Source organism: Saccharopolyspora sp. NPDC000359, assembly GCF_040300525.1.
Lineage (GTDB): Bacteria > Actinomycetota > Actinomycetes > Mycobacteriales > Pseudonocardiaceae > Saccharopolyspora.
Map to the genome: position 1 here is coordinate 61,483 of NZ_JBEPDU010000037.1, position 21,387 is coordinate 82,869.

General features: G+C 70.8%; 20 protein-coding genes and 1 riboswitch. Of the genes, 9 read left to right on the forward strand and 11 right to left on the reverse strand.

Going from position 1 to position 21,387, the window contains the following annotated elements; genetic code table 11:
* Window positions 1-26: 26 nt before the first annotated feature.
* Complete coding sequence (gene ribB / locus ABT324_RS22830) at window positions 27-674, reverse strand: 3,4-dihydroxy-2-butanone-4-phosphate synthase (RefSeq protein WP_351181057.1); 648 nt, start codon at window positions 672-674, stop codon at window positions 27-29.
* Between the two features lie 97 nt (window positions 675-771).
* Window positions 772-900: riboswitch (FMN riboswitch) on the reverse strand.
* A gap of 250 nt (window positions 901-1,150) precedes the next feature.
* The gene (locus ABT324_RS22835; protein ID WP_351181060.1) at window positions 1,151-1,822 is read right to left on the reverse strand and encodes a hypothetical protein; all 672 of its coding nucleotides are present in this window, start codon (window positions 1,820-1,822) and stop codon (window positions 1,151-1,153) included.
* Between the two features lie 366 nt (window positions 1,823-2,188).
* Here ABT324_RS22835 and ABT324_RS22840 point away from each other — a divergent pair, with 366 nt between their 5' ends.
* Complete coding sequence (locus ABT324_RS22840; RefSeq protein ID WP_351181063.1) at window positions 2,189-3,115, forward strand: DMT family transporter; 927 nt, start codon at window positions 2,189-2,191, stop codon at window positions 3,113-3,115.
* A 4-nt stretch (window positions 3,116-3,119) separates the two neighbouring features.
* Here ABT324_RS22840 and ABT324_RS22845 read toward each other — a convergent pair whose 3' ends face one another.
* Both ABT324_RS22845 and ABT324_RS22850 read right to left on the reverse strand, forming a co-directional pair.
* Window positions 3,120-3,869 (reverse strand): enoyl-CoA hydratase-related protein, encoded by a 750-nt coding sequence (locus ABT324_RS22845; protein WP_351181066.1) that lies wholly within the window; start codon window positions 3,867-3,869, stop codon window positions 3,120-3,122.
* Between the two features lie 63 nt (window positions 3,870-3,932).
* Window positions 3,933-4,187 (reverse strand): hypothetical protein, encoded by a 255-nt coding sequence (locus ABT324_RS22850; RefSeq protein ID WP_351181068.1) that lies wholly within the window; start codon window positions 4,185-4,187, stop codon window positions 3,933-3,935.
* Between the two features lie 164 nt (window positions 4,188-4,351).
* Here ABT324_RS22850 and ABT324_RS22855 point away from each other — a divergent pair, with 164 nt between their 5' ends.
* Complete coding sequence (locus tag ABT324_RS22855) at window positions 4,352-5,497, forward strand: damage-control phosphatase ARMT1 family protein (protein ID WP_351181070.1); 1,146 nt, start codon at window positions 4,352-4,354, stop codon at window positions 5,495-5,497.
* Window positions 5,498-5,503: 6 nt separating this feature from the next.
* On the opposite strand, the gene ABT324_RS22860 is transcribed toward ABT324_RS22855, so the two are convergent.
* A complete protein-coding gene (locus tag ABT324_RS22860; protein WP_351181072.1) occupies window positions 5,504-6,391 on the reverse strand; it encodes an aminoglycoside phosphotransferase family protein in 888 nt (295 codons plus the stop codon).
* 386 nt (window positions 6,392-6,777) lie between these two features.
* Here ABT324_RS22860 and ABT324_RS22865 point away from each other — a divergent pair, with 386 nt between their 5' ends.
* Window positions 6,778-7,971 (forward strand): MFS transporter, encoded by a 1,194-nt coding sequence (locus ABT324_RS22865; RefSeq protein WP_351181074.1) that lies wholly within the window; start codon window positions 6,778-6,780, stop codon window positions 7,969-7,971.
* Between the two features lie 70 nt (window positions 7,972-8,041).
* On the opposite strand, the gene ABT324_RS22870 is transcribed toward ABT324_RS22865, so the two are convergent.
* Both ABT324_RS22870 and ABT324_RS22875 read right to left on the reverse strand, forming a co-directional pair.
* The gene (locus ABT324_RS22870; protein ID WP_351181076.1) at window positions 8,042-8,407 is read right to left on the reverse strand and encodes an RNA-binding S4 domain-containing protein; all 366 of its coding nucleotides are present in this window, start codon (window positions 8,405-8,407) and stop codon (window positions 8,042-8,044) included.
* A gap of 147 nt (window positions 8,408-8,554) precedes the next feature.
* A complete protein-coding gene (locus ABT324_RS22875; RefSeq protein WP_351181079.1) occupies window positions 8,555-9,268 on the reverse strand; it encodes a GntR family transcriptional regulator in 714 nt (237 codons plus the stop codon).
* A 46-nt stretch (window positions 9,269-9,314) separates the two neighbouring features.
* Between ABT324_RS22875 and lhgD the strand changes: the two genes are divergently transcribed.
* A complete protein-coding gene (gene lhgD, locus ABT324_RS22880; RefSeq protein WP_351181082.1) occupies window positions 9,315-10,538 on the forward strand; it encodes an L-2-hydroxyglutarate dehydrogenase in 1,224 nt (407 codons plus the stop codon).
* A gap of 79 nt (window positions 10,539-10,617) precedes the next feature.
* Here the strand turns inward: lhgD and ABT324_RS22885 are convergent, their stop codons facing one another.
* On the reverse strand, window positions 10,618-12,408 hold the full coding sequence (locus ABT324_RS22885; RefSeq protein WP_351181085.1) for an FAD-binding dehydrogenase: 1,791 nt from the start codon (window positions 12,406-12,408) through the stop codon (window positions 10,618-10,620).
* 133 nt (window positions 12,409-12,541) lie between these two features.
* Here ABT324_RS22885 and ABT324_RS22890 point away from each other — a divergent pair, with 133 nt between their 5' ends.
* Complete coding sequence (locus ABT324_RS22890; protein ID WP_351181087.1) at window positions 12,542-13,813, forward strand: PucR family transcriptional regulator; 1,272 nt, start codon at window positions 12,542-12,544, stop codon at window positions 13,811-13,813.
* Between the two features lie 394 nt (window positions 13,814-14,207).
* Here the strand turns inward: ABT324_RS22890 and ABT324_RS22895 are convergent, their stop codons facing one another.
* Window positions 14,208-16,481 carry a GmrSD restriction endonuclease domain-containing protein gene (locus ABT324_RS22895; RefSeq protein ID WP_351181090.1) on the reverse strand — a complete coding sequence of 758 codons (2,274 nt, stop codon included), beginning with the start codon at window positions 16,479-16,481 and terminating at the stop codon, window positions 14,208-14,210.
* Window positions 16,482-16,741: 260 nt separating this feature from the next.
* On the opposite strand from ABT324_RS22895, the gene ABT324_RS22900 reads away from it, so the two are divergent.
* Together ABT324_RS22900 and ABT324_RS22905 are read left to right on the forward strand one after the other, a co-directional pair.
* Window positions 16,742-17,005: a hypothetical protein gene (locus tag ABT324_RS22900; protein WP_351181093.1), complete on the forward strand. Its 264-nt coding sequence runs from the start codon at window positions 16,742-16,744 to the stop codon at window positions 17,003-17,005.
* A gap of 158 nt (window positions 17,006-17,163) precedes the next feature.
* Complete coding sequence (locus ABT324_RS22905; RefSeq protein ID WP_351181096.1) at window positions 17,164-17,808, forward strand: DEAD/DEAH box helicase family protein; 645 nt, start codon at window positions 17,164-17,166, stop codon at window positions 17,806-17,808.
* A gap of 72 nt (window positions 17,809-17,880) precedes the next feature.
* Here ABT324_RS22905 and ABT324_RS22910 read toward each other — a convergent pair whose 3' ends face one another.
* Both ABT324_RS22910 and ABT324_RS22915 read right to left on the reverse strand, forming a co-directional pair.
* The gene (locus ABT324_RS22910) at window positions 17,881-18,747 is read right to left on the reverse strand and encodes a cytochrome c biogenesis CcdA family protein (protein ID WP_351181099.1); all 867 of its coding nucleotides are present in this window, start codon (window positions 18,745-18,747) and stop codon (window positions 17,881-17,883) included.
* Window positions 18,744-19,460: a DsbA family protein gene (locus tag ABT324_RS22915; RefSeq protein WP_351181101.1), complete on the reverse strand. Its 717-nt coding sequence runs from the start codon at window positions 19,458-19,460 to the stop codon at window positions 18,744-18,746. Before ABT324_RS22915 ends, ABT324_RS22910 begins: the two co-directional genes overlap by 4 nt.
* 186 nt (window positions 19,461-19,646) lie before the next feature.
* Between ABT324_RS22915 and ABT324_RS22920 the strand changes: the two genes are divergently transcribed.
* Both ABT324_RS22920 and ABT324_RS22925 read left to right on the forward strand, forming a co-directional pair.
* Complete coding sequence (locus ABT324_RS22920; protein ID WP_351181104.1) at window positions 19,647-20,006, forward strand: BlaI/MecI/CopY family transcriptional regulator; 360 nt, start codon at window positions 19,647-19,649, stop codon at window positions 20,004-20,006.
* Window positions 20,003-21,010 (forward strand): M56 family metallopeptidase, encoded by a 1,008-nt coding sequence (locus tag ABT324_RS22925; RefSeq protein WP_351181107.1) that lies wholly within the window; start codon window positions 20,003-20,005, stop codon window positions 21,008-21,010. Before ABT324_RS22920 ends, ABT324_RS22925 begins: the two co-directional genes overlap by 4 nt.
* Window positions 21,011-21,387: the final 377 nt, after the last annotated feature.

Consider the following 21,387-nt stretch of genomic DNA (forward strand, 5'->3'; position numbering starts at 1 on the left):
GCTGGCCAGCGCGGGTCCACCGGAGTTCAGCCGCGGTTGCGGGCGGCGACCAGGTCCGCGATGGAGATGAGCACGAGGCCGTGCTCGTCGGCGAAGTCGCGCAGCTGCTGGCCGCGCATCATGGTGCCGTCGTCGTTGACGAGCTCGGCGAGCACACCGGCCGGGGGCACCTCGGCCAGCCGGGCGAGGTCGACCGCGGCTTCGGTGTGACCCGGGCGGTCCAGCACGCCGTTGGCGGAGGCGCGCAGCGGGAAGATGTGCCCGGGCTGCACGAGGTCGTCGGGCCGGGAGCCCGGATCGACCAGGGTGCGCAGGGTCGTGGCCCGGTCCGCGGCGGACACCCCGGTGCTGATCCCCTCGCCCGCGTCCACGCTGACGGTGAACGCGGTGCTCATCCGGTCCCGGTTCCGGTTGGTCATCAGCGGGATCTCGAGCCGGTCGAGCAGCTCCGCGGCCATCGGCGCGCAGACGATCCCGGTGGTGTACCGGACGATGAAGGCGATGTCGGCCGGGGTGACCGTGCTGGCCGCGCAGATCAGGTCGCCTTCGTTCTCCCGGTCGGCGTCGTCTACGACGACCACGACCCGGCCCCGGGCGAACTCCCGCACGGCGTCCTCGACCGGGTCGAGCCGCAGCTCCGCCGAGGCCTGGTCGACCGTTGCGCTTGTTGACATCTCCGGTGCCTCCGTTCGCGTCGTGCTGCGCACCGGGGCACCTGCGGGCACGCAGTCACGTCCGACGCGCGCAGCGGCGCGGCGGCAGCATGCCCGCGTGCGCAGCCTCCCATCCGGACTTTCACCGTCGGTCCCGGAGTTCCACCGGGTCAACCGGCCGACTGGGTCGACCGGGTCGCGGACTGTCACCGCCGGTTCGGACTTGCACCGACCCCGGAGCGCACGCAAGTGTGGTTGGCCGGGAGTCTGGCACACCCCACCACCCCAGGCGACCATCTGTCACCCACCTCACTCCCACCACACCTCGGCAACAAGATGAGGTTCCGCCCCAACCTCGAGCGCGGTCCCGGCTCGCCGGTGAGGCGATTCGAATTGGGCGTGCTGCGGCGGCTTCGGCGCTTCACCGAAGACTGGCTTGGACCAGTCGCGCGACCTCGACGATGTCGTGCACGAGTGCGCAAGGACAGGCTGGCCGGTCACGAGGTGAGTGCGACGGCAGCTTCGGCGGTGGCCTGGAGGACTTCATCGGCCGGTGCGCCGGTCACCGGTTCGGCCTCGGCGGAGATGATTGATCGGCCTGAGGTCCTCGAGTCGTAGTGGTGGCCGGTGAAGGGCACGAGGGCGACGATCGGACGGATGTCGCCGGTGCCGTGCTCGTCGAGGAGGCGGCGGAACTTCCGGGTGTCCGTGGCCCTGCGCATGGTTACCTTGGACACGGCCACCACCATCGTGTTGCCCGCCTCGTCGCTGACCGGGTACTGCCAGCGGTCGATGCTCTGGCACGGCGTCCCGATGAGGAACTCCTGCACCTGCCCGTAGGTGAGAGCGGCGCACTCGACGGCGTTCTCGAAACGTTCCCGACCCTTGCGCATCCGCAGCTGCTGCCAGGCGCTGCGGGAATCCCCGCGCCGCGCAGTCCGCTTCGCCTTGCCCAAGTTCGACTGGATGTTGCGGATGACGGCGGATTCAGCGGCGGAGAGCGCAGAGGTGCCGCCCGCCGACCCAGTGACCGCAGCGGTGCCGCCGAACCCGCCCGATGCGCCGAGGGCCACCGCTGTGCCGACCGCAACAGCAACCGGCCCACCACGCCCCTTCTTCAGCAGGATGCGGCGCCCGTCAGGCAACGTGCGCCATCGTTCTTCCGGCATCGTCCTCCCATCCGTTCGGTGCGGACGCATTCTTGACCGGTCGATGAGGACCTGTCCGGCAAAGTGATCTCTATCGACCGAACGGAGTACGAACTCTGGCGCAGTCGCCCTGTCGTCGCTTCGAGGAACGTCGTCGGCGGACTGCGGTCCTCACCAGAACTGTGCTCCCACCGGCCGAATCGAGGTGTGGGGCCGGCCGCCAGAAGTGTGATTTCCATTGAAGTCAGATGTCCGATTTCAATGGGCATTGCGCAGATCGTTGCTCGACAACACAGTCCACCTGGGAAACGGTAGTGGGGCGGGAGGCGCCGGGTGGCTCGACCGGTTCGCGAGGGCGGTGCGGGTGGTCTCGTACCGTGCTGCGACATGGTGCACTTCTTCCGGCGGTACCCGCTGCTGAGCAGGTACGAGGCCGCGCTGCTCGGGATCACCGCGATGTGGGGCGCGACGTTCCTGATCATCCACGTCGCCATGCGACACAGCGGTCCGCTCTTCTTCGTCGGGGTGCGCTTCCTGACCGCCGCCGCGATCGGCGTCCTGGTGTTCCGGCGCACTCTGGCCGGGCTGACCCGGCGGGAGTGGGTGGCGGGCAGCGCGATCGGCGTGATGATCTTCCTCGGATACGGGTTGCAGACCTGGGGCCTGCAGACGATCAGCAGCAGCGCCTCGGCATTCATCAGCGCGCTCTACGTGCCGGTGGTACCGCTGCTGCAGTGGGTCGTGCTCCGCAGGGCGCCGCGCCTGATGACGCTGGTCGGTGTCGCACTCGCGTTCGCCGGGTTGCTGCTGCTGGCCGGACCGGGCGCGGCGGGGATCTCGCTGAGCACCGGCGAGCTCGTCACCGTGCTCAGCGCGGTGGCCATGGCGGCCGAGATCATCCTGATCGGCTCGTTCGCCGGGAAGGTCGACCTCGGCCGGGTCACCGTCGTGCAGCTGTTCGTCGGCGGCGCGCTGTCGCTGCTGCTGATGCCGGTGGCTGGGGAGCGGATCCCGAAGTTCTCCTGGGTCTGGCTCACCGCGGCGGTCGGCCTCGGTGCCGCCAGCTACCTGATCCAGCTCACCATGAACTGGGCGCAGCGCTTCGTCTCCCCGACGAGGGCGACCATCATCTACACCGGTGAACCGGTCTGGGGAGGCGTCATCGGGCGCATCGCCGGGGACCGGCTCCCCGGTCTGGCGCTGCTCGGAGCAGTCCTGATCGTGCTCGGAGTGCTCGTCAGCGAGCTGAAACCCCGCGCGAGGCAGCGCGCCGAACGCCGGAGCCCGGAGCCGGAGATCAGCGCGCCGAGTTGAGCGATCAGGCGCCGGTCCAGCGCGGCGGTCGCTTCGCCAGGAAGGCGGCGACACCTTCGGCCGCGTCGGCGGAGGCCCGGGCGCGGTCCTTGGCATTGGCCGTGTCCAGCCAGCGGGCCTCGTCGTCGGCTGCGTAGGCCGCTTCGACCGCCTGCAGGGTCTCCTGGACCGCGACCGGGGCGTGCCCGGCGATTCGCTCGGCGACGGACAGGGCCTCGCCGAGGGCACCTCCCGGTTCGGTCAGGCGATTGACCAGGCCCAGGTCGTAGGCGCGTTGCGCGGGGAGCGGGTCTCCGGTGAGGAGCAGTTCCCTGGCCACGTTGAGCGGGAGCGCTCGCGGGGCGCGGAACAGACCGCCGCACTCGGCGACCAGACCGAGGCCGACCTCCGGGAACGAGAAGTACGCCGTCCGCGAGGCGACGATCATCGTGGTGGCCAGCGCGACCTCGAAGCCGCCGCCCGCCGCCGCCCCTTCGACCGCGGCGATCAGCGGTTTGCGCAGGCGGCGCCGGGCGATCCCGTACGCCCCGCCGCGCTCGGTGGGGTCACCGGCCCACACGCGCAGGTCGGTCCCGGCCGAGAAGAAGTCCTGGCCGCCGGTGAGCACGGCGGCCAGGACCCCTTCGTCGTCCTCGAAGTCGTTCAACGCGGTGTCCAGTGCTTGCGTCATCGACCCGTCGAAGGCGTTCCGGCGTTCCGGCCGGTCCATCGTGAGGACCAGGACCGCGCCCTTACGCTCCGCTCGCACTGCCACGGCATCGCTCCTCAGCTCGGGTTCCGCAGCCGGGAGTCTAGGCGCCGGTCCGTCGTGCTGGGCTCAGCAGAAGCCGACCGCGTCACCGGTCGGTTCGCCCAGTCGGGAGCCGATGTGGCCGGGGGAGTCCTCGAGGGCGTCCAGGCGGCGGGTGATCTCGGCCTGGACGACGAGCGCTTCGCGCCGGTGCCGCCGCACCAGGTCCCAGCACTGCTGTTCGAGCGCGTGGTTCATGCAGAGCTCGGCGAGCTTGGCGCGGCGGTCGAGCTCGTCCAGCGTGCAGGAGGTCAGCGGCGCGTCGTGCTGGAGAGGGGACATGATCACACCCCGTTCGTCGATGGCTGCCTGGTGGGCTGCCTCCCACTGTGACGTCGGACACCGTCCCCGCGGGCGAGGCGAACTACTCAATCATGCCGCCGCAGATGCCCTGAGTAGTGCGCCGCGCCGTACCCTTCGGAGTGGCTTGCGCGGGAAGGAGCGTCGTGGATTTCGAAGCGCCGGTGATCACGATTGGCGAGCAGGGGTCGTTCGCGTGGAAGGTCTTCCACGAGCGGCACCCCAGGATGCTCGAACGGGTGAGCTCCGCGACGCCGTACGGGCCCGACGTGCGGGACGGGCTGGCCGAACTGCTGAGCGAGTCCACGACCGGGGTCGTCGCCCCGCTCGACGACGAGGCACCGGACCACCGCCGCTGGGCGGCGTGGGCGGCCGGCTGGGTGGGTCGGCCATGGCGGGAGACGCCGTTCCTGTGGGCGGAGAGCTACTTCTTCCGCAGGCTGCTCGCCGCGGTCGGGTACTTCGAGCCCGGGCCGTGGCGCGGTGTCGACCCGTTCGCGCCGATGAAGACCGCCGAGCTCCGCAGCGCCGCGACGGCCGAGACGCTCAAGGCCTTCGACGCCCTGCCGGAGCTCACCGCGCAGGAGCGCGACGCCGCCGTCGTGCAGGCCGCGGTGTGGGGCAACCAGGCCGATCTCGCGTTCCAGCTGTCGACGGGGGTCAGCGGCGCCGCGGGCTTGGTGGCCGGGAGCAGCCAGGAGTTCTGGTCGCTGTTCGACACCGCTGGCCCGGTCCACCTGATCGCCGACAACGCCGCCGGGGAGCTCGCCGCCGACCTGGCGCTGATCGACCACCTGCTCGCGACCGGCCGCGCGAACCACGTCGTCCTGCACGTCAAACCAACGCCGTACTACGTCTCCGACGCAACACCCGCCGACGTGGTCGGCGTCCTGCGCCACCTCGCCGGACTCCCCGGCGAGGTCGGTGCGATCGGGCAGCGGGCCTGGGAAGCCCTCCGGTCCGGACGCGTCGAACTGCGCGCCCACCCGTTCTTCTGCGCCCCGAGGGACTACCGCGCGATGCCGGACGACTTGCGGACCGAGCTGGCTTCAGCCGCGGTGACCGTCCTGAAGGGAGACCTGAACTACCGGCGCCTCGTGGGCGACCAGCACTGGCCCGCCACCACACCGTTCGCGGAAGCGGCCGGGCACTTCCCGAGCCCGCTCGCCGCCCTCCGCGTCCTGAAATCCGAGGTCGTGGTCGGCCTCGACGCACCAGTGGTCGAAGCCCTGGGCGAAGGCCCCTGGCGCACCAACGGCTCCCACGCCCTCATCCAGACGACCCGCCCCTGAACCTGATCAGGTCGTCGCCAGGACCCGGTCGAGGGTGGCGTGACCAGCTGGTTCCCAGGAGGGTTTGCCGCCGGGGAGGCCGAGCCTGCCGTTGCGGCCGACGAAGACCAGGGTCAGCGCCCGCATGACCGCCCAGCCGCGGGCCCGGGTGGTGGTGGCTTCGTCGGCGTGCTCGTAGGTGTCGAAGAAGCGGGTCGTCGCTCCTGTGGGCAGCAGGATCCACGCGGCGGACAGGTCGGTCGCCGGGTCTCCGGCGCACATGTCGCCGAAGTCGACCACCCCGGCCAGCGACCCGTCCTGGACGACCACGTTGGCCGGGTGCAGGTCGCCGTGCAACCAGAGCGGCGGACCCTGCCAGGCCGGTGCGGCGACGGCCTTCTCCCACACGGCTCGCGCGGCGTCGACGTCCGGGTGGTCCGCGATGACCTCGAACCAGGCGTCGGCCTCCGGCGCGAGGTCGGCCAGCGGGATGCCGCGCGTCGGGCTCGTCGGGGCGTCGGCGGGTGCCGGGTGGTGCAGCGCCTTGAGGAAGTCGGCGAGAACTTCGGCCGCGTCGATGGCCGTGATGGGCGCGCGATCGGCCGGTTCGCCCTCGACCCAGCTCATGATCGTCCAGGTGTGCTCGAACAGGCTCGACGGTTCGCCGACGCGAACCGGCACGGGTGTCGGCAGCGGCAGGCGTCCGGCCAGCGCGGGCAACCACGCCTGCTCCTTGCGCAGCAGCTCCGGCGCTTGCCCGGTGCGCGGCAGGCGGACGGCGAGGTCGTCGCCGAGCCGCCACTGCTGGTTGTCCCAGCCCCCGTCGACGTCCCGCAGTTCGAGGTCCGCGAGATCCGGGTGCTGCTCCCGCAGCAGGGCCCGCACCAGCTCCTGCTCGAACCTCAACTCGCCCACGCGAAGACCTCCGATCACCGGTGTGCGGGCACGCTAGCAGCAGCCCGGCCGCGACCAGCGCGAGGTCCTGGCGTGCTGGGGAACGGCTTCCCAGGCCGGGCAGGTGAACCTGTCGGGGAGCGCCTGCCGGGCGACCCAGGCAGGCCACTGTGGACACCGAACCGGCAGGAAGCTGAGCTGGTCGAACCCGGGTTCCGCCGCACCGCGCGGTTCCTGGAGCTCGCCGCTGGTGCGTGCGGTGATCACCGTTCGGCGGATGCCGGTGCGCCGCGGTGCCGGGTAGCCTCCCGTGGGCGCGCTGAGCGGCTCGTCGGCGTCCGTCCCAGCGCGACGACCCGGGCCCGGTGCCGCCCACCCGATCGAAGCGGAACTGGGGGTCTGGCTCCGTGGCCGTGGAGGAACTCACCGCCCGACCGGCCGTGCTGCGCGCGCGCAACGCGGTCACCGCGGTGTTCGTCGTCAACGGGTTCGCCGCGGCCAGCTGGATGGCGCGCATCCCGGAGGCCCGCGACAGGCTCGACGTCACGCCGGGGCAGCTGGGAACGCTGCTCCTGGCGATCTCGGTCGGGTCGATCACCGCCCTGCCGCTCGCCGGCGTCCTGGTCCGGCGGTTCGGCGCGCGAGCGGTGGTCTCGGGCGGTGCCGTCGTGACCGCGGCGGGGTTGGCGGGCAGCGGCGTGGGGGTCGGGTTGCTCGGCGAGTACCGGGTGACCTGGATCGGCCTGCTCCTGGTGGGGTTCGGCTCGGGGGTCTGGGACGTCGCGATGAACGTCGAGGGCGCCGTGGTCGAGCGCGGGCTCGGCCGCACGATCATGCCGCGCTTCCACGCGGCGTTCAGCGCCGGAACCGTGGTGGGTGCCGGGGGAGGGGCTGCGGCAGCGGCCTGGTCGATCCCGATGCCGCTGCACCTGGGCGTGGTCGCCGTCCTCGTCGCGGTGCTGCCCGCGATCGCCACACCGGCGTTCCTCCGCGAGCAGCACGCCGACGACGGCCGCGCCAGCGGAGCCGGGGCGTCGTGGCGGGCCTGGACCGAACCGCGGACGCTGGTGCTCGGCGTGATGGTGCTGGCCTTGGCACTCACCGAGGGCACCGCCAACGACTGGCTGGCCACTGCCCTGGTCGACGGGCACGGGGTCCCGCACTGGGCCGGTTCCGCCGGGTTCGCGGTCTTCCTCACCGCCATGACGACCGGCCGCGTGGCGGGCACCGCGCTGCTCGACCGGTTCGGCAGGCTGCCGGTGCTGTGGGCGACCATGGCCACCGCCGCGCTCGGCGTCCTGCTCCTGGTCTTCGCCACCTGGCTGCCGCTCGTGCTGCTCGGAGCGGTGCTGTGGGGCCTCGGGGCGTCGCTCGGCTTCCCCGTGGGGATGAGCGCGGCGGCCGACGACCCGGGCCACGCCGCTACCAGGGTGAGCGTGGTCTCGACGATCGGCTACACGGCGTTCCTGGCCGGACCACCCCTGCTGGGTTACCTGGGCGATCACGTCGGAACCCTGCACGCCCTCCTCGTGGTCGCGGTCCTCCTGGTCCCCTCCGCCCTGGCCGTCCCAGCAGCCAAATCCCACCAACCCCGCACCTGAAGCCCCGGAGGTCGTCGCCGCGGGGCGGCGGACCGGGGCGAGCAGGTCGCCCTGCGGGGGCCCGCGTCGGCTAGTTGCCCTTGGACCGGAACTTGTCGATCATCCGGCGGTCCCGCTTGGTGGGGCGGCCCGCTCCGCGTTCTCGACGGGCCACCGGGGCCGCTGCCTCCGGGGGTGGGGCCGGGGTCCGGTCGATGTAGCAGGTGGCCGCGTCGGCCGCACCGACGCGGCGCTGGATCACCCGGACCACCTCGACGGTCCGGGTGCGGTTGCCGACTCGGGCCCGCACCTCGTCGCCGGGGGAGACGGTGGTCGCCGGTTTGGCCGGGCGGTCGTTGACGCGCACGTGCCCGCCGCGACAGGCGGCGGCGGCGTCCGGGCGGGTCTTGGTCAGTCGGACGGCCCACAGCCAGCGGTCGACACGGGTGGATTCCACAGCACCACATGATGGCACGGCCCGTCCCGGAGATCCGGCGACCGGGCCGCCCGTGATCCGCGGGCCCTGGTCAACGTGCTGTTGCATGTTGCATGCTACTCGCCCTAGATTGGCCGCGTGACGACGGAGCAGCCCGCCCCCGCTCGCTCAGCCGAGCAGCGCGCGCAGGCGGTCGGCGACGCCGTGGTCGTGGAAGTCGGACCGGCGGCGGGACTCCTGGTCGATGAGCAGGGTCGCGGTGTTGATGATGTGGCGGCTCATGGCCGCGCCGATGCCCGCCTCGTCCCCAGCCATGAACGCCGCGTAGACGTCGGAGTGGTCCTCGAAGCACTCGAGCGGCGTGCGGGACGTGGGAACCGTGCCAACACCGCTGCGCAGGACCATGGTGCGCTGCTCGCGCAGCACGCTGGTGGCCCGGTCGTTGCCGCTCAGCTCCAGCAGGACGGTGTGGAAGTCGCGGTCGGTCCGCAACGTCAGCTCCGCGTCGCCCGCCTCCGCTGCCGCGCGGAACCGGTCGTGCACCTCGGTCAGGCGGCGGCGGGCCCCGGGGTCGTCCTGGGCGAGCCGCGCGGCGCGGCGGGCCAGCGGGACTTCGAGCATGAGTCGGACCTCGAAGCCCTGCAGCAGGGTTTCGACGGATGTCGCGACGATGCGGATGCCGCGGTTGCGCTCGATCTCGACGAGACCGAGCCGGGCCAGTTCGTGCGAGGCCTCGCGGATCGGCGTCCTCGACACCCCGAGCTGCTCGCCCAGCGCCGCGGCGCTGTACAGCTGGCCGGGTTCGAGCTCGCCACTCAGGATCGCCGCTCGGAGCTGGTCGAGGACACGCCCGGTCACGGTGCTGACGTCGAGGGCTTCCACCCCGCCCATTCTGCCGGACGCGCCGGTGAGCACCAGGAGGAGTCGAATGGTTGAGACGCGACGTTTCGCGGTGGTCGGTGGCGGCATCATCGGTGCCGCCGTGGTCCGGGAGCTGAACCGGCGACTCCCCGACGCCGAGGTCGTCCTCTTCGAGAAGGAACGCGAACCCGCGGCCCATCAGACCGGGCACAACTCCGGTGTCGTCCACGCGGGGCTGTACTACGAGCCCGGCGGGCTGAAAGCGCGCCTGTGCCGCCGGGGCGTGCAGCTGATGCGGGACTACGCCGCCGAGCGCGGCCTCCCGTACGAGCGCTGCGGCAAGGTGGTGGTCGCGCTCGACGCGGACGAGCGCGGGCGGCTCGAAGCGATCCACGACCGGGCCACGAAGAACGGGGTTCCCGGCGTCCGCCTCATCAGCGGCGGCGAGCTCCGGGAACTGGAGCCCGAAGCGCGGGGCGTCGCGGCCCTCCACTCACCGGAGACCGCGATCATCGACTACGCAGCGGTGACGCGCGCCCTCGTCGACGACGCCCGGCGTGCCGGGGTGGACGTGCGGCTGGGGGTTGAAGTGCTCGGCGCGGACGTGGGAACCGGGGGGCGGGTGCGGGTGCGCACCAGCCAGGGGGACGAGCTGTTCGACAACGTGATCGCGTGCGCCGGGCTGCAGTCCGACCGGCTCGCCCGGCGATCCGGAGCCGCCAGGTCCCCGTCGATCGTGCCGTTCTTCGGGCAGTACCTGGTCCTCGAACCGCGGTTCCGCGACATCACGCGCGGACTCGTCTACCCGGTTCCCGACCCGAAGTACCCGTTCCTGGGGGTGCACCTCACCAAGCGGGTCGACGGTGCGATGACCGTCGGGCCGAACGCGTTCCTGTCGTTCTCCCGGGAGGTCTACCGGGGTTTGGGGGTGGATCTCCGGGATGTGGTGGATGTTGCGGTGGATCCCGGGTTCTGGCGGTTCGCGGTCGGGAACCTCGCTGGTGCCCGGCGGGAGCTGGGGGGTGTGCTGTCGGCGCGGAGGTTCGTCCGGGCGGCGGCGCGTTATGTTCCGGCGATCGAGGGAGCTCGGTATGCGCGGTTGCCGCGGGGGATTCGGGCGCAGGCCCTGGGGGCGGATGGGCGCTTGGTGGACGACTTCGTGATCCAGCACGTGGGGCCGGTTGCGCATCTGCGCAACGCACCGTCGCCTGGAGCGACGTCTTCCTTGGCCATCGCGGAGCACGTGGTGGGGGGTGTTGTCGAGCGCAATGGGCTCGCCGCGCGTCCGTAGTGGGGGCGCTGACCGGCGGGGAGCCCCGCCGCGCGGGCAGCTCCGGGGTGCTGCCCGCGCGGCGAACTGACCCCGGCCGTCAGGCCGTTGCGGCTGCGGCGGCTCGGCCCGCTTGGCGGCCGGAGAACAGGCAGCCGCCGAGGAAGGTGCCCTCCAGGGCTCGGTAGCCGTGGACCCCTCCGCCGCCGAAGCCCGCCACCTCGCCCGCCGCGTACAGGCCCGGGATGGGGGCCGCCTGGTGGTCCAGGACGCGGCCGGACAGGTCGGTCTGCAGGCCGCCGAGCGTCTTGCGGGTCAGGATGTTCATCCTGATGGCGATCAGCGGACCGGCCGCCGGGTCCAGGACCTTGTGCAGCGGGGTGGTGCGCGCCAGCAGGTCACCGGAGTAGGCCAGCGAGTTGCGGATGCCCATGACCTGGTCGTCCTTGGTGAAGTTGTTGTCCACCTGGCGGTCGCGCGCGGTGATCTGGCGCTCCAGCTCGGCCGCGTCCACCAGGTCCGCCCCGGCCAGCCGGTTCATCCCGGCCACCAGTTCCGGCACCGACTTGGCGACCACGAAGTCCTCGCCGCGGTCCAGGAACGCCTTGACCGGCGGCGGGGTCGAGTTCAGCAGCCGGCTCGCCAGGTACCCGGCCAGGTCCTTGCGGGTCAGCTCCGGGTTCTGCTCGGAACCGGAGAGGACGAACTCCTTGTCGATGATCCGCTGGTTGAGCACGAACCACGAGTGGTCGTAGCCGGTTTCCCTGATCAGCGCCAGGGTGCCGAGGGTGTCGTAGCTCGGGATCCCCGGGTTCGGGAACCGGCGGCCACGGGCGTCGAACCACAGCGAGGACGGTGCGGCCAGCACCCGGATCCCGTGGTCGGGCCAGATCGGGCTGTGGTTGACCAGGCCCTCCGTGTAGTGCCACATGCGGTCCCGGTTCACCAGCCGGGCACCGGCGCGCTCGCTGATCGCCAGCATCCGGCCGTCCACGTGCGCCGGGACACCGGTCACCATGCGCTGCGGCGGTGCGCCCAGCCAGTCCGGCCAGTTCTGCCGGACCAGGTCCTTGTTGCCCCCGATCCCGCCGGAGGTCACGACCACCACCGGCGCGTGCAGCTCGAAGTCGCCGATCCTGGTGCGGGAACTGGGGGTGCCGCGAGGCGCGTCGCTGGGTTCCAGGACCCCACCGCGCACGCCGTCGACGGCGCCGTTGGTGACGGTGAGCTCGTCGACCTGGTGCCGGAACCGGAACGAGACCAGGCCCTGCTCGGCGGCCTCGCGCACCGCCTCCTCGAACGGCTCCACCACCCCGGGCCCGGTGCCGAGCGTGAGGTGGAAGCGGGGGACCGAGTTGCCGGGTCCGTCCGAGAGCTGGCCGCCGCGCTCGGCCCAGCCGACGACCGGCACCCACCGCATCCCCATCCCGTGCAGCCAGGCCCGCTTCTCCTCGGCGGCGAACTCCAGGTAGGCATCGGCCCAGCGGGCGGCCCAGTGGTCCTGGCCCAGCGGGTCCTCGGGGTCGCGGTCGAAACCGGCGTTGCCGAACCAGTCCGCGCGGGCCAGCTCCAGCGAGTCGCTGATCCCGGCCAGCCGCTGCTCGGGGGAGTCGATGAAGAACAGCCCGCCGAGCGACCAGAACGCCTGACCACCGAGGCTGGCCTCCGGCTCCTGGTCCAAAAGCAGGACCTTGCGGCCCGCGGCCGCCAGCTCCGCGGTGGCCACCAGCCCCGCCAGCCCGCTGCCCACGACGATGGCGTCCGCGTCGGCACCTGAGGTGTTCGGCGCGGCAGTCGCCGCACCCGCGGGCAGGGCCGCGCTGACCGCGGTCGCGCCCCCGGTGATCAGCACCGACCGCCGACTGATCTGGCCGTTCCCACGAGAGTCCATGAAATCCCCTGTCGCCAACTCGTCCCACGCGGCCGACCGCAAGTTACCTGCGGGTAAGGCGCTCGCTACCATGCTGGACCCCCGGTGGGGGCAGTGGTGGTGGTGAGTTCTCCAGTCTTGGGAGGTCATCGTTGTGATCGAACCCAACGCGGTTCCGCGCTGGCGCGGCGAGCCGCTCGACCGGGCGCTGGCCACCGCCGCGCCGGAGCTGGTGCCCGCCGTGCTCCAGCAGGTGGTCGCCGAGCTGCCCGCGTACGCCGAGCTGCCGGAGGAGGAGCTGCGCGGCGACATCACCCGGATCATCGAGCGGGCCGTGGCGATGGTGGTGCGGATGCTGCGCCACGGCGGCCAGCCCGACCCGAAGTCACTGGCCGACCTGCGCGAGGACGTCCTGCACCGGGCCGAGGAGGGCGTGCCGATCGAGGCGGTGCTCAACGCGCACAACGTGGGGGTGCGGGTGGCGTGGGAGCACTTCAGCGCGCAGGCGCAGCCCGAGGACGTGCGCACCCTGGTCGGGGTCGTGGAGGTCGTGCTGCGCTACCTGCGCGAGATCACCTCGGTGGTCTCCTCCGCGTACTTCCAGGAGCGCGACGTCTTCCTGGCCGATGAGCACGCGGCGAAGCAGGACCTGCTGTCGGCGCTGCTGACCGGCAGCAACCCGCTCGACGCGGCGGCCCGGCTGGGCATCCGCCCGGCCGAGAGCTACGCGGTGCTCGACATGGAGATCGCCGCGCACCCGGACGAGTCCGCCCCGGGCACCAACGCCGACGTGGTCCGGTGGCGCAAGCTCCGCCGCTTCCGCGCGGAACTGGAACGCCGCTCCCCGCAACCGCTCCTGGCGCGGCTCAACGGGTCCGGCGGGGTGGTGCTGCTGGCCCGCGACCCGGACCTGCGCATCCACGACCTGGTCCTGGCCTCCGGAACGGCGGCGGGCGCGGACGTGACGGTGGGCGTGGTGCCGGCACTGGTCGCCGAGATCCCCGAGGCCGCGCGCACCGCGCACGAACTGCGCCGGATCGCGGTGGCCGGGCGCCCTCCGGGCGTCTACACGCTCGACGACCTCGCGCTGGACTACCAGCTCACCCGCCCCGGTCCGGCCCGCGACGTGCTGGCGGGCAAGCTCAGCGCGATCGAGCACGAGCCGGACCTGCTGGAAACCCTGCGCACCCACCTCGGCACCGGCCTGAACCGCCGCCGCACCGCCCGCCGCCTGCACATCCACCCGAACACCGTCGACTACCGCATGCGCAAGGTCGCCGAGCTCACCGGCCTCAACCCGGCGGACCCCACCGACGCGACACACCTGCGAGCGGCCCTCATCGCCCGAACCCTGCCACCCCCGGACCACCCCGCGGCGAAACGTGATCACCCGAATTCGGCGGCGGCCGAAATGATCACCGGATGATTCGTCCACGCAGCTGGTCGGCACCGTGGTTCTGGATGCGGACCAGAGGTGGTGATCAAGTACGGCCATGCTGGTGACCTGCGTGTCACGCGTTCGGGAGACCCGGCGAGACCATTCCGCGCCTCATGAGCCACAATTGTCGCGCATCCCATTCCGGTTTTCCGGGCCCAGCTGCTCGCGCTGTTCCAGAGGTGGAGATCGTGACTGAACACGTCGTGTCCGATGATGAATTCGCGCTAGCTCCCGCGACTGGTGGGCGAACGTGCCCAGTCGCGATCACCAAGGTCTCGGAGCGCGGCCCCTGGGGCACGCGGCGGACGACCCGCGTCCGCCGCTCCACGGGCGTCATCTCAGCCGACGTCGTAGCGGGAGCCTGACCACCAGACCCCGAGCATCAGCCCCAGTGGGCCTTCTGGTATTTGACCATGCTCTCGCCGTGCAGCTTCTTGGTACCGTTTCCGACTCGCACCCAGAAGTCGGAGCCGGCGAAACCTTCCCCCTTCGGCGGGTTCGCGAAGACCGGCTGGCTCGACGGGGCGACGGTCAGTCCGCACACCACGTGGCGCTGGACTCGGTGGAAGTTGATCCGAACCGTTGCCGCGGTTGGTGACGACAGGTTCGAGTCGAGCACCTGCCGCAGGAACAACTCGTACGCGTCTTCGTTCGCCTTGCCCAGCGTCGCCATGTCGCCCTCGATCCCGACGACGTCTCCGGAATCACCCACGCCGATCAGAAGCGTGCCGCCTTCAGCGTTGAGGAAGCCGCACACGGCCTTGACGATGACATGAGGCTTCTTCGGGTCCACCTCACCGGTGGCCATGTTCCGGCGGGCGGTGGTCTTGAACTCGAGCTGCTGGGACTCGTCTGAGGCGATCAGCTCGGTGACAGACGGAGGATCCGTGGGCTTGAGCTTCCCCCAGAGTGTGTCGAACGCCTCGCGCACGAGTCCGGCGATCAAGGAGCGTCGACGTTCGAGGAAGGTCGCGTAGTCGAGCTGTTCCCAGCCGATTGGCAGGCAGTGCCAGCGCATCTGCTTCTTCAACCGCGTCGGGCTGACACTCGACGACAGCACTGGCCAGTAGTCAGCAGGAGCCGCTGAGTTGAGCTTGGAGCTGTCCGTCCACTGCACGAATGCCCTGTTGGCGATCGCGTTCACCTGGCGCGTCCCACTGATGCCCTGTGACGCCAAGTGCTTCTTTGGGAACAGGTGCCCACGCTCGAGTTTGCGCGGAGCTCCCGAGTCCGGTTCGAGCAGGTCCCGAACTCGCACGTCGCTGAACAGCACTTCGGCATCGAGCAGGTCGAGCGCTGCGAGGTAGGCGAACAAGACCGGTGACCGGGACGATGACGTGTCCAAGCGGTTGGGCAACGAGATCATCCAGTAGTCGTTGGTAAAGTTCGCTTTGGCGACCCGGTCGAGTTCGGAGACGTACGCGGCATCGTCCCCAGCGGGGAGGTCCGCGATGCGGCCCAGGTCGAACTCGAACTGGGACTCCGGCGAATTGGTGTAGCGGCCGGTGGTCTGCGACATGAAGAACCAGCGTCCGATTGCTGGTCGGAGCTCGTCAATGCCCAGACCGAAGTCGTGGCGCCCGATCAGCCAAAGCGCGTAGCTGAAGAGCAGGGCGTTGTCTGAGGTGATCATCTTCCGGTTGCGGAAACCGGCGTACCTGAGGCACTTGAGGAACTCATGCCAGTTGTTCAGGTCGAGCACCAGCTCCTGCGCTCGTTCCAGCAAGCCGAACTGGTGAGCCCGCCGCTCGGCGGACACCTTGCCGGTGTCGAGATCCTTGCCACGGAGGATGCTGTAGACGTGCTGCAGCCGGGCGCGGCGGAATGCCACGGCGACGCCGACGCGCAGGAGTTGGTCGGGGCTCGGGTCGAGGTAGGGATTTCGGGGGCTTGGCCCGGTGACCGTCGGGTCGACAGCCGCGCGGCTGAACGCTTCGAGGGTTCGACGCCCCTTCTCCCAATGCACCGACATGAGGGTGAGGATGAAGTCGGACTGGTTGAGCTGCACGCCTTCAGAGTTGATGCGGACGAAGATCTCCGCGACCTGCTCCTCGGTCGCTGATTCACCGAGTTCGATGATTTGGAACCGGAAGTCGCGCAGGTTGCGCACCTTGTCGATGCGCTCCTCGAGCAGGTCCTTGTGCTCGTCCACCATCTCTTCGGTCCGCGAGGCTGCCAGGCGGTTCATGAACTCGCGGATAATCGTCTTGTAGCCCGGAGCCCAGAGCTTGGTGATGTCGGGTATGAACTCGGGGGCGTGCTCGATCGCAGCGTCGGTGACCTCGAAGGTCTCGTCCTCGGGACGGAAACCGATCCGAATGCGCCGGTTCTCGAAGGTCTGGGTCAGAACCGGCTCTCCAGTCAACACGGCGTAGAGCGAGGTGAGGCGCTGCTGTCCGTCGACGACGAGCACCTGGGGCGCTCGTTCGGCTGTTTCGGTCCCGATCTGGCGGACTCCAACCTCCGCGCCAGTCTCCCAGAACATGAGCGTTCCCACGGGGTAACCCCGGTACATCGAGTCGAAGAGATCTCGTGCCTTGGCCGATGACCAGACGAACGGCCGTTGGATGTCGGGCAGGCCGATGCGGCCGGTCCGAATATCCTCGATCAGGTGGTTCAAGGAGTATCCGGTGTCGCTGTACAGCGTTTCCGCCACGAGTGGTCTCTCCATTCCAGGTACTTGTTTCCATGTGCGGCTTGAGCGAGCTACCCCTCATGGGCGCTGGAACGGGCACAGATGGAGCTGTGAGGTGACCTGTCCGGCATGGGCGGGGATGTATCGCTTGGTCACGATCCTATCGCTCAGGGTGATTATGTGGTGATCCTTTTCGGCAACTCCGGTGATCGTCGTCGGCTGCGACGGGATGGGGAGTTGGCGTGGACGGTTCGCCGACATGGGGCAGCGAATTTGGCGGCATGACGCGTGTTCAGCCGACCAAGGGCGTTGCCGCGGAGGTCCTCGACGCGAGCGAGCTGTGGGGTAGTGCGTACCAGGAGGTCCGGGACGGTCGAGCCGACCGCAGCGCGGACGGCGTGCACACCTGCAGGCAGGGCGTGGCCCGCTTCACCTCCTGGCTGCTCACCCAGCTCGCCGAGCGCTACCCCGGCTTCACCCCAGCCGATGCGCGGGTCCGGGCCAACACCGGCTGGGCGGCGGACCACCACTTCGCGGGCTGTTGAGGCAGCCGGAAAATCGCTTGGGGACTCGACATCGTCGTAATAGGCTCGCCGCCGTGATGATGCAGCAGTTCTTCTTCCGCCTGGGCTGACCCGGCTCCGAGTCCTGGCATCGCGCCTGCGCGGCGCGATGCCCACCGTGTCATGCCTGGAGGAGAACCATGCTGTTGCTCGTTTCCGGTGCGTCCGGCGTCGGGAAGACCACCGCCCGTCTGCACGCGCGCCACCTGTTCGAACGCCGCGGGCTCGACACCGTCTACGAGACCGCCGAGTTGTTCACGCTCGGTCCGATCCCGGACGTGCCGACCATCGCCTGGCGCCAGCAGCAGGTGGAGGTCGCGGTCCGCCGAGCGATCGCCCTCGAGGAGGAGGGCAAGCACCTGCTGTTCTCGGGTGATCCGGTGCCGCTGGGGGAGGCGCTGGCCGCTCCGAGCGCGGACCGGATCGACATCGCCGCGTGCCTGCTCGACCTCGATGACGAGACCCACCTCGCGCGTCTCGAGCGGCGCGCCGAGCCGGTCGAACTGCGCCCGCTGCACCAGGGCTTCGCCGCGTGGATGCGGGCGCACGCCACCGACCCCGGGCACGTCCCGGAGGCGGTCACCATGGACGCCTGGCCGGAGATGCGCTGGGACCGCTGGGTCGGCCGGGCTCCCTGTCCGGAGTGGGCGATGACCGTCCTCGACACCTCGCGGCTAACGCCGGAAGAGGTGGGCGCGAGGGTCACCGACTGGTGCGAGGACGCGGTGGCCGGGAAGGCCCCGGTCTTCCGCGCCGGGTGGTTCGCCGAACCAGCGGAGGGCTGATCTCACCGGCAGCCCGGGCTCGGTGCGAGCGTCGCTGCGGGCCCGGGCTGCCGCCGCTGAGGTCCTTGCGCTTCAGCCGACCTCCTCGTCGGTTCCGGACTCCGCAGCTTCGGGGTTTTCCCTGCCCCGGCCCAGTTTCCGGAAGGCGAGCAGGGCCAGCGGGACACCGATCACCAGGACCACGAGCAGGGCCAGCCGGTCCGAGACGAGCGCGGAGGCGTGCTGGGCCCAGGCCTGGATGGTGAACTGCGCGTCGATGCTGACGAGCCCGCTGAGCGAACCGGTGCCGTCGGTGATGAGGAACAGCACGCCGAGGGCGATGAAGACCAGGCCGGACAGCAGCGTGGTGCTGTGCACGCGGAGCGGTCCGAGCTTGAGCTCGCGTCCGCGCAGCCACCGGCGCCGCCCGAGGTCGAAGCGGTCCCACAGGGCCGCGATCACGAACAGCGGGACCGCCATGCCCAGCGCGTAGAGGGCCAGCAGGATGCCGCCGTAGGCGGGGCTGGAGCCGGTCATGGCCATGGTCAGGACGCTGCCGAGCAGGGGACCGGCGCAGAAACCCGCCAGCCCGTACACGGTTCCGAGCAGGTACACCGACAGCGAGGACGAGATCCTGATCCGCCCGCTCAACCGCTGCGCCGCCGAGGAGCCGAAGCCGAACCCGAGGATCTGGCCGAGGCCGAGCAGGACCATCAGCGATCCGCCGATCAGCACCACGAGATCGCGGTGCTCGTTGAACACCGCGCCAACCGAGCCCGCCGCCACGCCCATCGGGACCAGGGTGGTGGCCAGGCCGAGGTAGAAGATGCTGGTGCGCAGCAGCAGCCGGATCCGGTCGGCGAAGGCGTAGGCGAAGAACGCCGGCACCAGCATCGCCGAGCACGGGCTGAGCAGCGACAGCACACCGCCGAGGAACGCGCCGAAGTAGCCGATCGTCATGCCTTGGCCCGTTCCGCCTCGATCACCGAGGTGAACTGGTCCAGCGGCTGGGCGCCCAGCACCGGTTGGGTGTTGATGATGAACGACGGGGTGCTGGACACCCCGAGCGCCTGCCCCTCGAAGGCGTCGGTCTGGATCTCCTGCATGATCGCCGGGTCCTCGCGGTCGGCGTTGAACCTGGCGATGTCCGGCACCCCGACCTCGCGGGCCAGCTCCTGGATGGTCTCCTCCGGGAACGACGGCTTGTCGCCACCGTTGCCGCGCGCGTAGGCGGCGGTGTGGAACTCCCAGAACAGGCCTTGGCGGGCGGCGGCGCGGGCGGCCTTGGCGACCGCCATCGACTCCTCGCCGAAGATCGGGAAGTCGCGCCACTCCAGGCGCAGGACACCGGTGTCCACGTACCGCTTGATCAGCTCCGGCTTGACGTCGGAGGTGAACTTCGAGCAGAACGGGCAGCGGTAGTCCTCGTACATGATCATGACCACCGGGGCGTCGGTGCGCCCCATCGCGAACGGGTCGTCGGGCTGGCGCCGCTGCAGCGACTTCAACACCTGGGTGACCTCGTCGTCCTGCTGCTGCGCCGCGGTGGACTGCTGGTTCCGCTCGGGGGCGGGCCCACCGGCGAACGCGCCCCACGCCAGCGCACCGACCACGACCACGAGCACCACCGCGAGCCCCCACCGGAGCGCTGGTGAGCTCTTCGAGGTCACCACTGCGCACCACCTCTTCTATTCGTCTTAGTAGAATTCTTATGGTGCATAGTAGAGGCCGGTGCCGAGGTGTTCCCGGCACCCCCGGTGGCGCGGACCGAGGTGCGGGGGCAGCGGGGACCGGGACGCGGCGGTGCCTTCGGCTCCGACGCCGATGACCTACTCTGCCGACCGGAGAGGGGAGTTCCGATGCGCAGCTTGGGGCCGCTGGAGTCAGCCGTGATGGACCACCTGTGGGAGGCGGCGAAGCCGCTGAGCGTGCGGGAGGTCCTGGACGGCCTGCACGACCGCGGGCTGGCCTACACCACGGTAGCCACCGTGCTGGAGAACCTGCACCGCAAGCAGTGGGTCGACCGCGACCGGGTCGGCCGGGTCTGGTTCTACCGCCCCTGCCTGCAGGCCAGCGAGCACGCCGCGCTGCTGATGCGGGAGGCGCTGGCGGCCAGCGGCAGCCCGCGCGCGACGTTCCTCAAGTTCGTCGACGAGATCAGCGACGAGGAAGCCGCGATGCTGCGGGAACTGCTCGCCGAGGAGCCGGAGGAACGATGACACCCCTGCTCGTCGCGCTTTTTGCCTACACCGCGGCGTTGGCGGTGCTGGGACCCCGGCTGATCCGGGCCTGGCAGCGCTGGCAGTCCGCAGCGCCCCGCATGGGGCTGGTCCTCTGGACGGCGCTGGCCACTTCGTGGGTCCTGGCGGTGATCAGCGCTGGTCTCGCCGCGATGGCGCAGCTGTCCGGTGGGTACGGTCTCGCGGGCCTGTTGCACGCCTGCCTGCGCGCGCTGCTGACGATCCTCGGGGTGCGCAGCTTCACAGATGTGCCCGCTGCGATTGCGCTGCTCGGCTCGGCGGTGGTGATCGTCCGGCTGGTGGTCGTGGCTACGCGGCACATCCGGCGGACCCGGCGGCACCGCGAGCTGCACCGGCAGGCCCTGCGCTGGTCCTCGCCCGCGGTCGTGCGCAACGGGGTACGCGTGGCCGTGGTGGAAGCCGAGCAGCTCGCCGCGTACTGCGTGCCCGGGCGCTGCTCCACCGTGGTGCTCACCACGGGTGCGCTGCAGCGCCTGGTCCCGGCCGAGCGGGACGCCGTCATGGCGCATGAGATCGCTCACCTGCGTGGCAAGCACCACCTCGTGCTGGGGTGGGTGGCGGTCCTGGCCCGCGCCTTCCCCTTCGTCCCGCTGCTGAAGGCGGCGTCGCAGGAGGTGGCCCGCCTCGTCGAGTGGGCCGCCGACGACCGGGCCGGGCGGCGGCACGGCAACCGGGCGGTGGCCAGGGCCCTGGCGGTGATGGCCACCAGCGGGCGGAGGTCGGCGACTCCGGTGCCGAAGATGGCGCTCGCCGCGGCGGGTTCGGGTGTGCCGGAACGCGTCAAGCGTCTCCTGCAGCCGCGGGCAGCGGTGCGCGCGGCGCGCTGGCGGATCGTCGCGGCGCTGAGCCTGCCCGCGATCGCACTCGTCGCGGCTGCGGCGGTGCTCGTGCCCTGCGCCACGGTCGACCCGACCCCGATCTGCTCCGGACGGCCGAGCGTCACCGGCTCCGCGCACCTGTAGGTGCGCTCACCTGCTACTCAGCCAGCGCGGCGTCGATGGCGCCGGTGAGCTCCTGGTAGGTGCTCGGGCTGAACCTGGTCCCGTTGAGCCCTGTGTCGGGGCGGCTGCTCCCGGATGTCCCGCCGAAGGTGGGAAGAGGTTGCCGTTGGCCACTGTGGACCGATTTGGCCCACGAAGAGTAGTACTAACCGCAGTAGTAGACATGCTCGGGGTGGTGACGCAGTCTTGCCGCGGCCTGCCGCGGGTCGCTCTCGGTGACGGGGGGCCGTTGGAGGCGAACCTCGGCGTGCCGATGGGGTCGTGAGTGCGTAACAGTGTTAGAACAAAAATAAAAGAACAAAACCCCCCCCCCCCCCCCGGGGGGGGGGGGGGTAGAC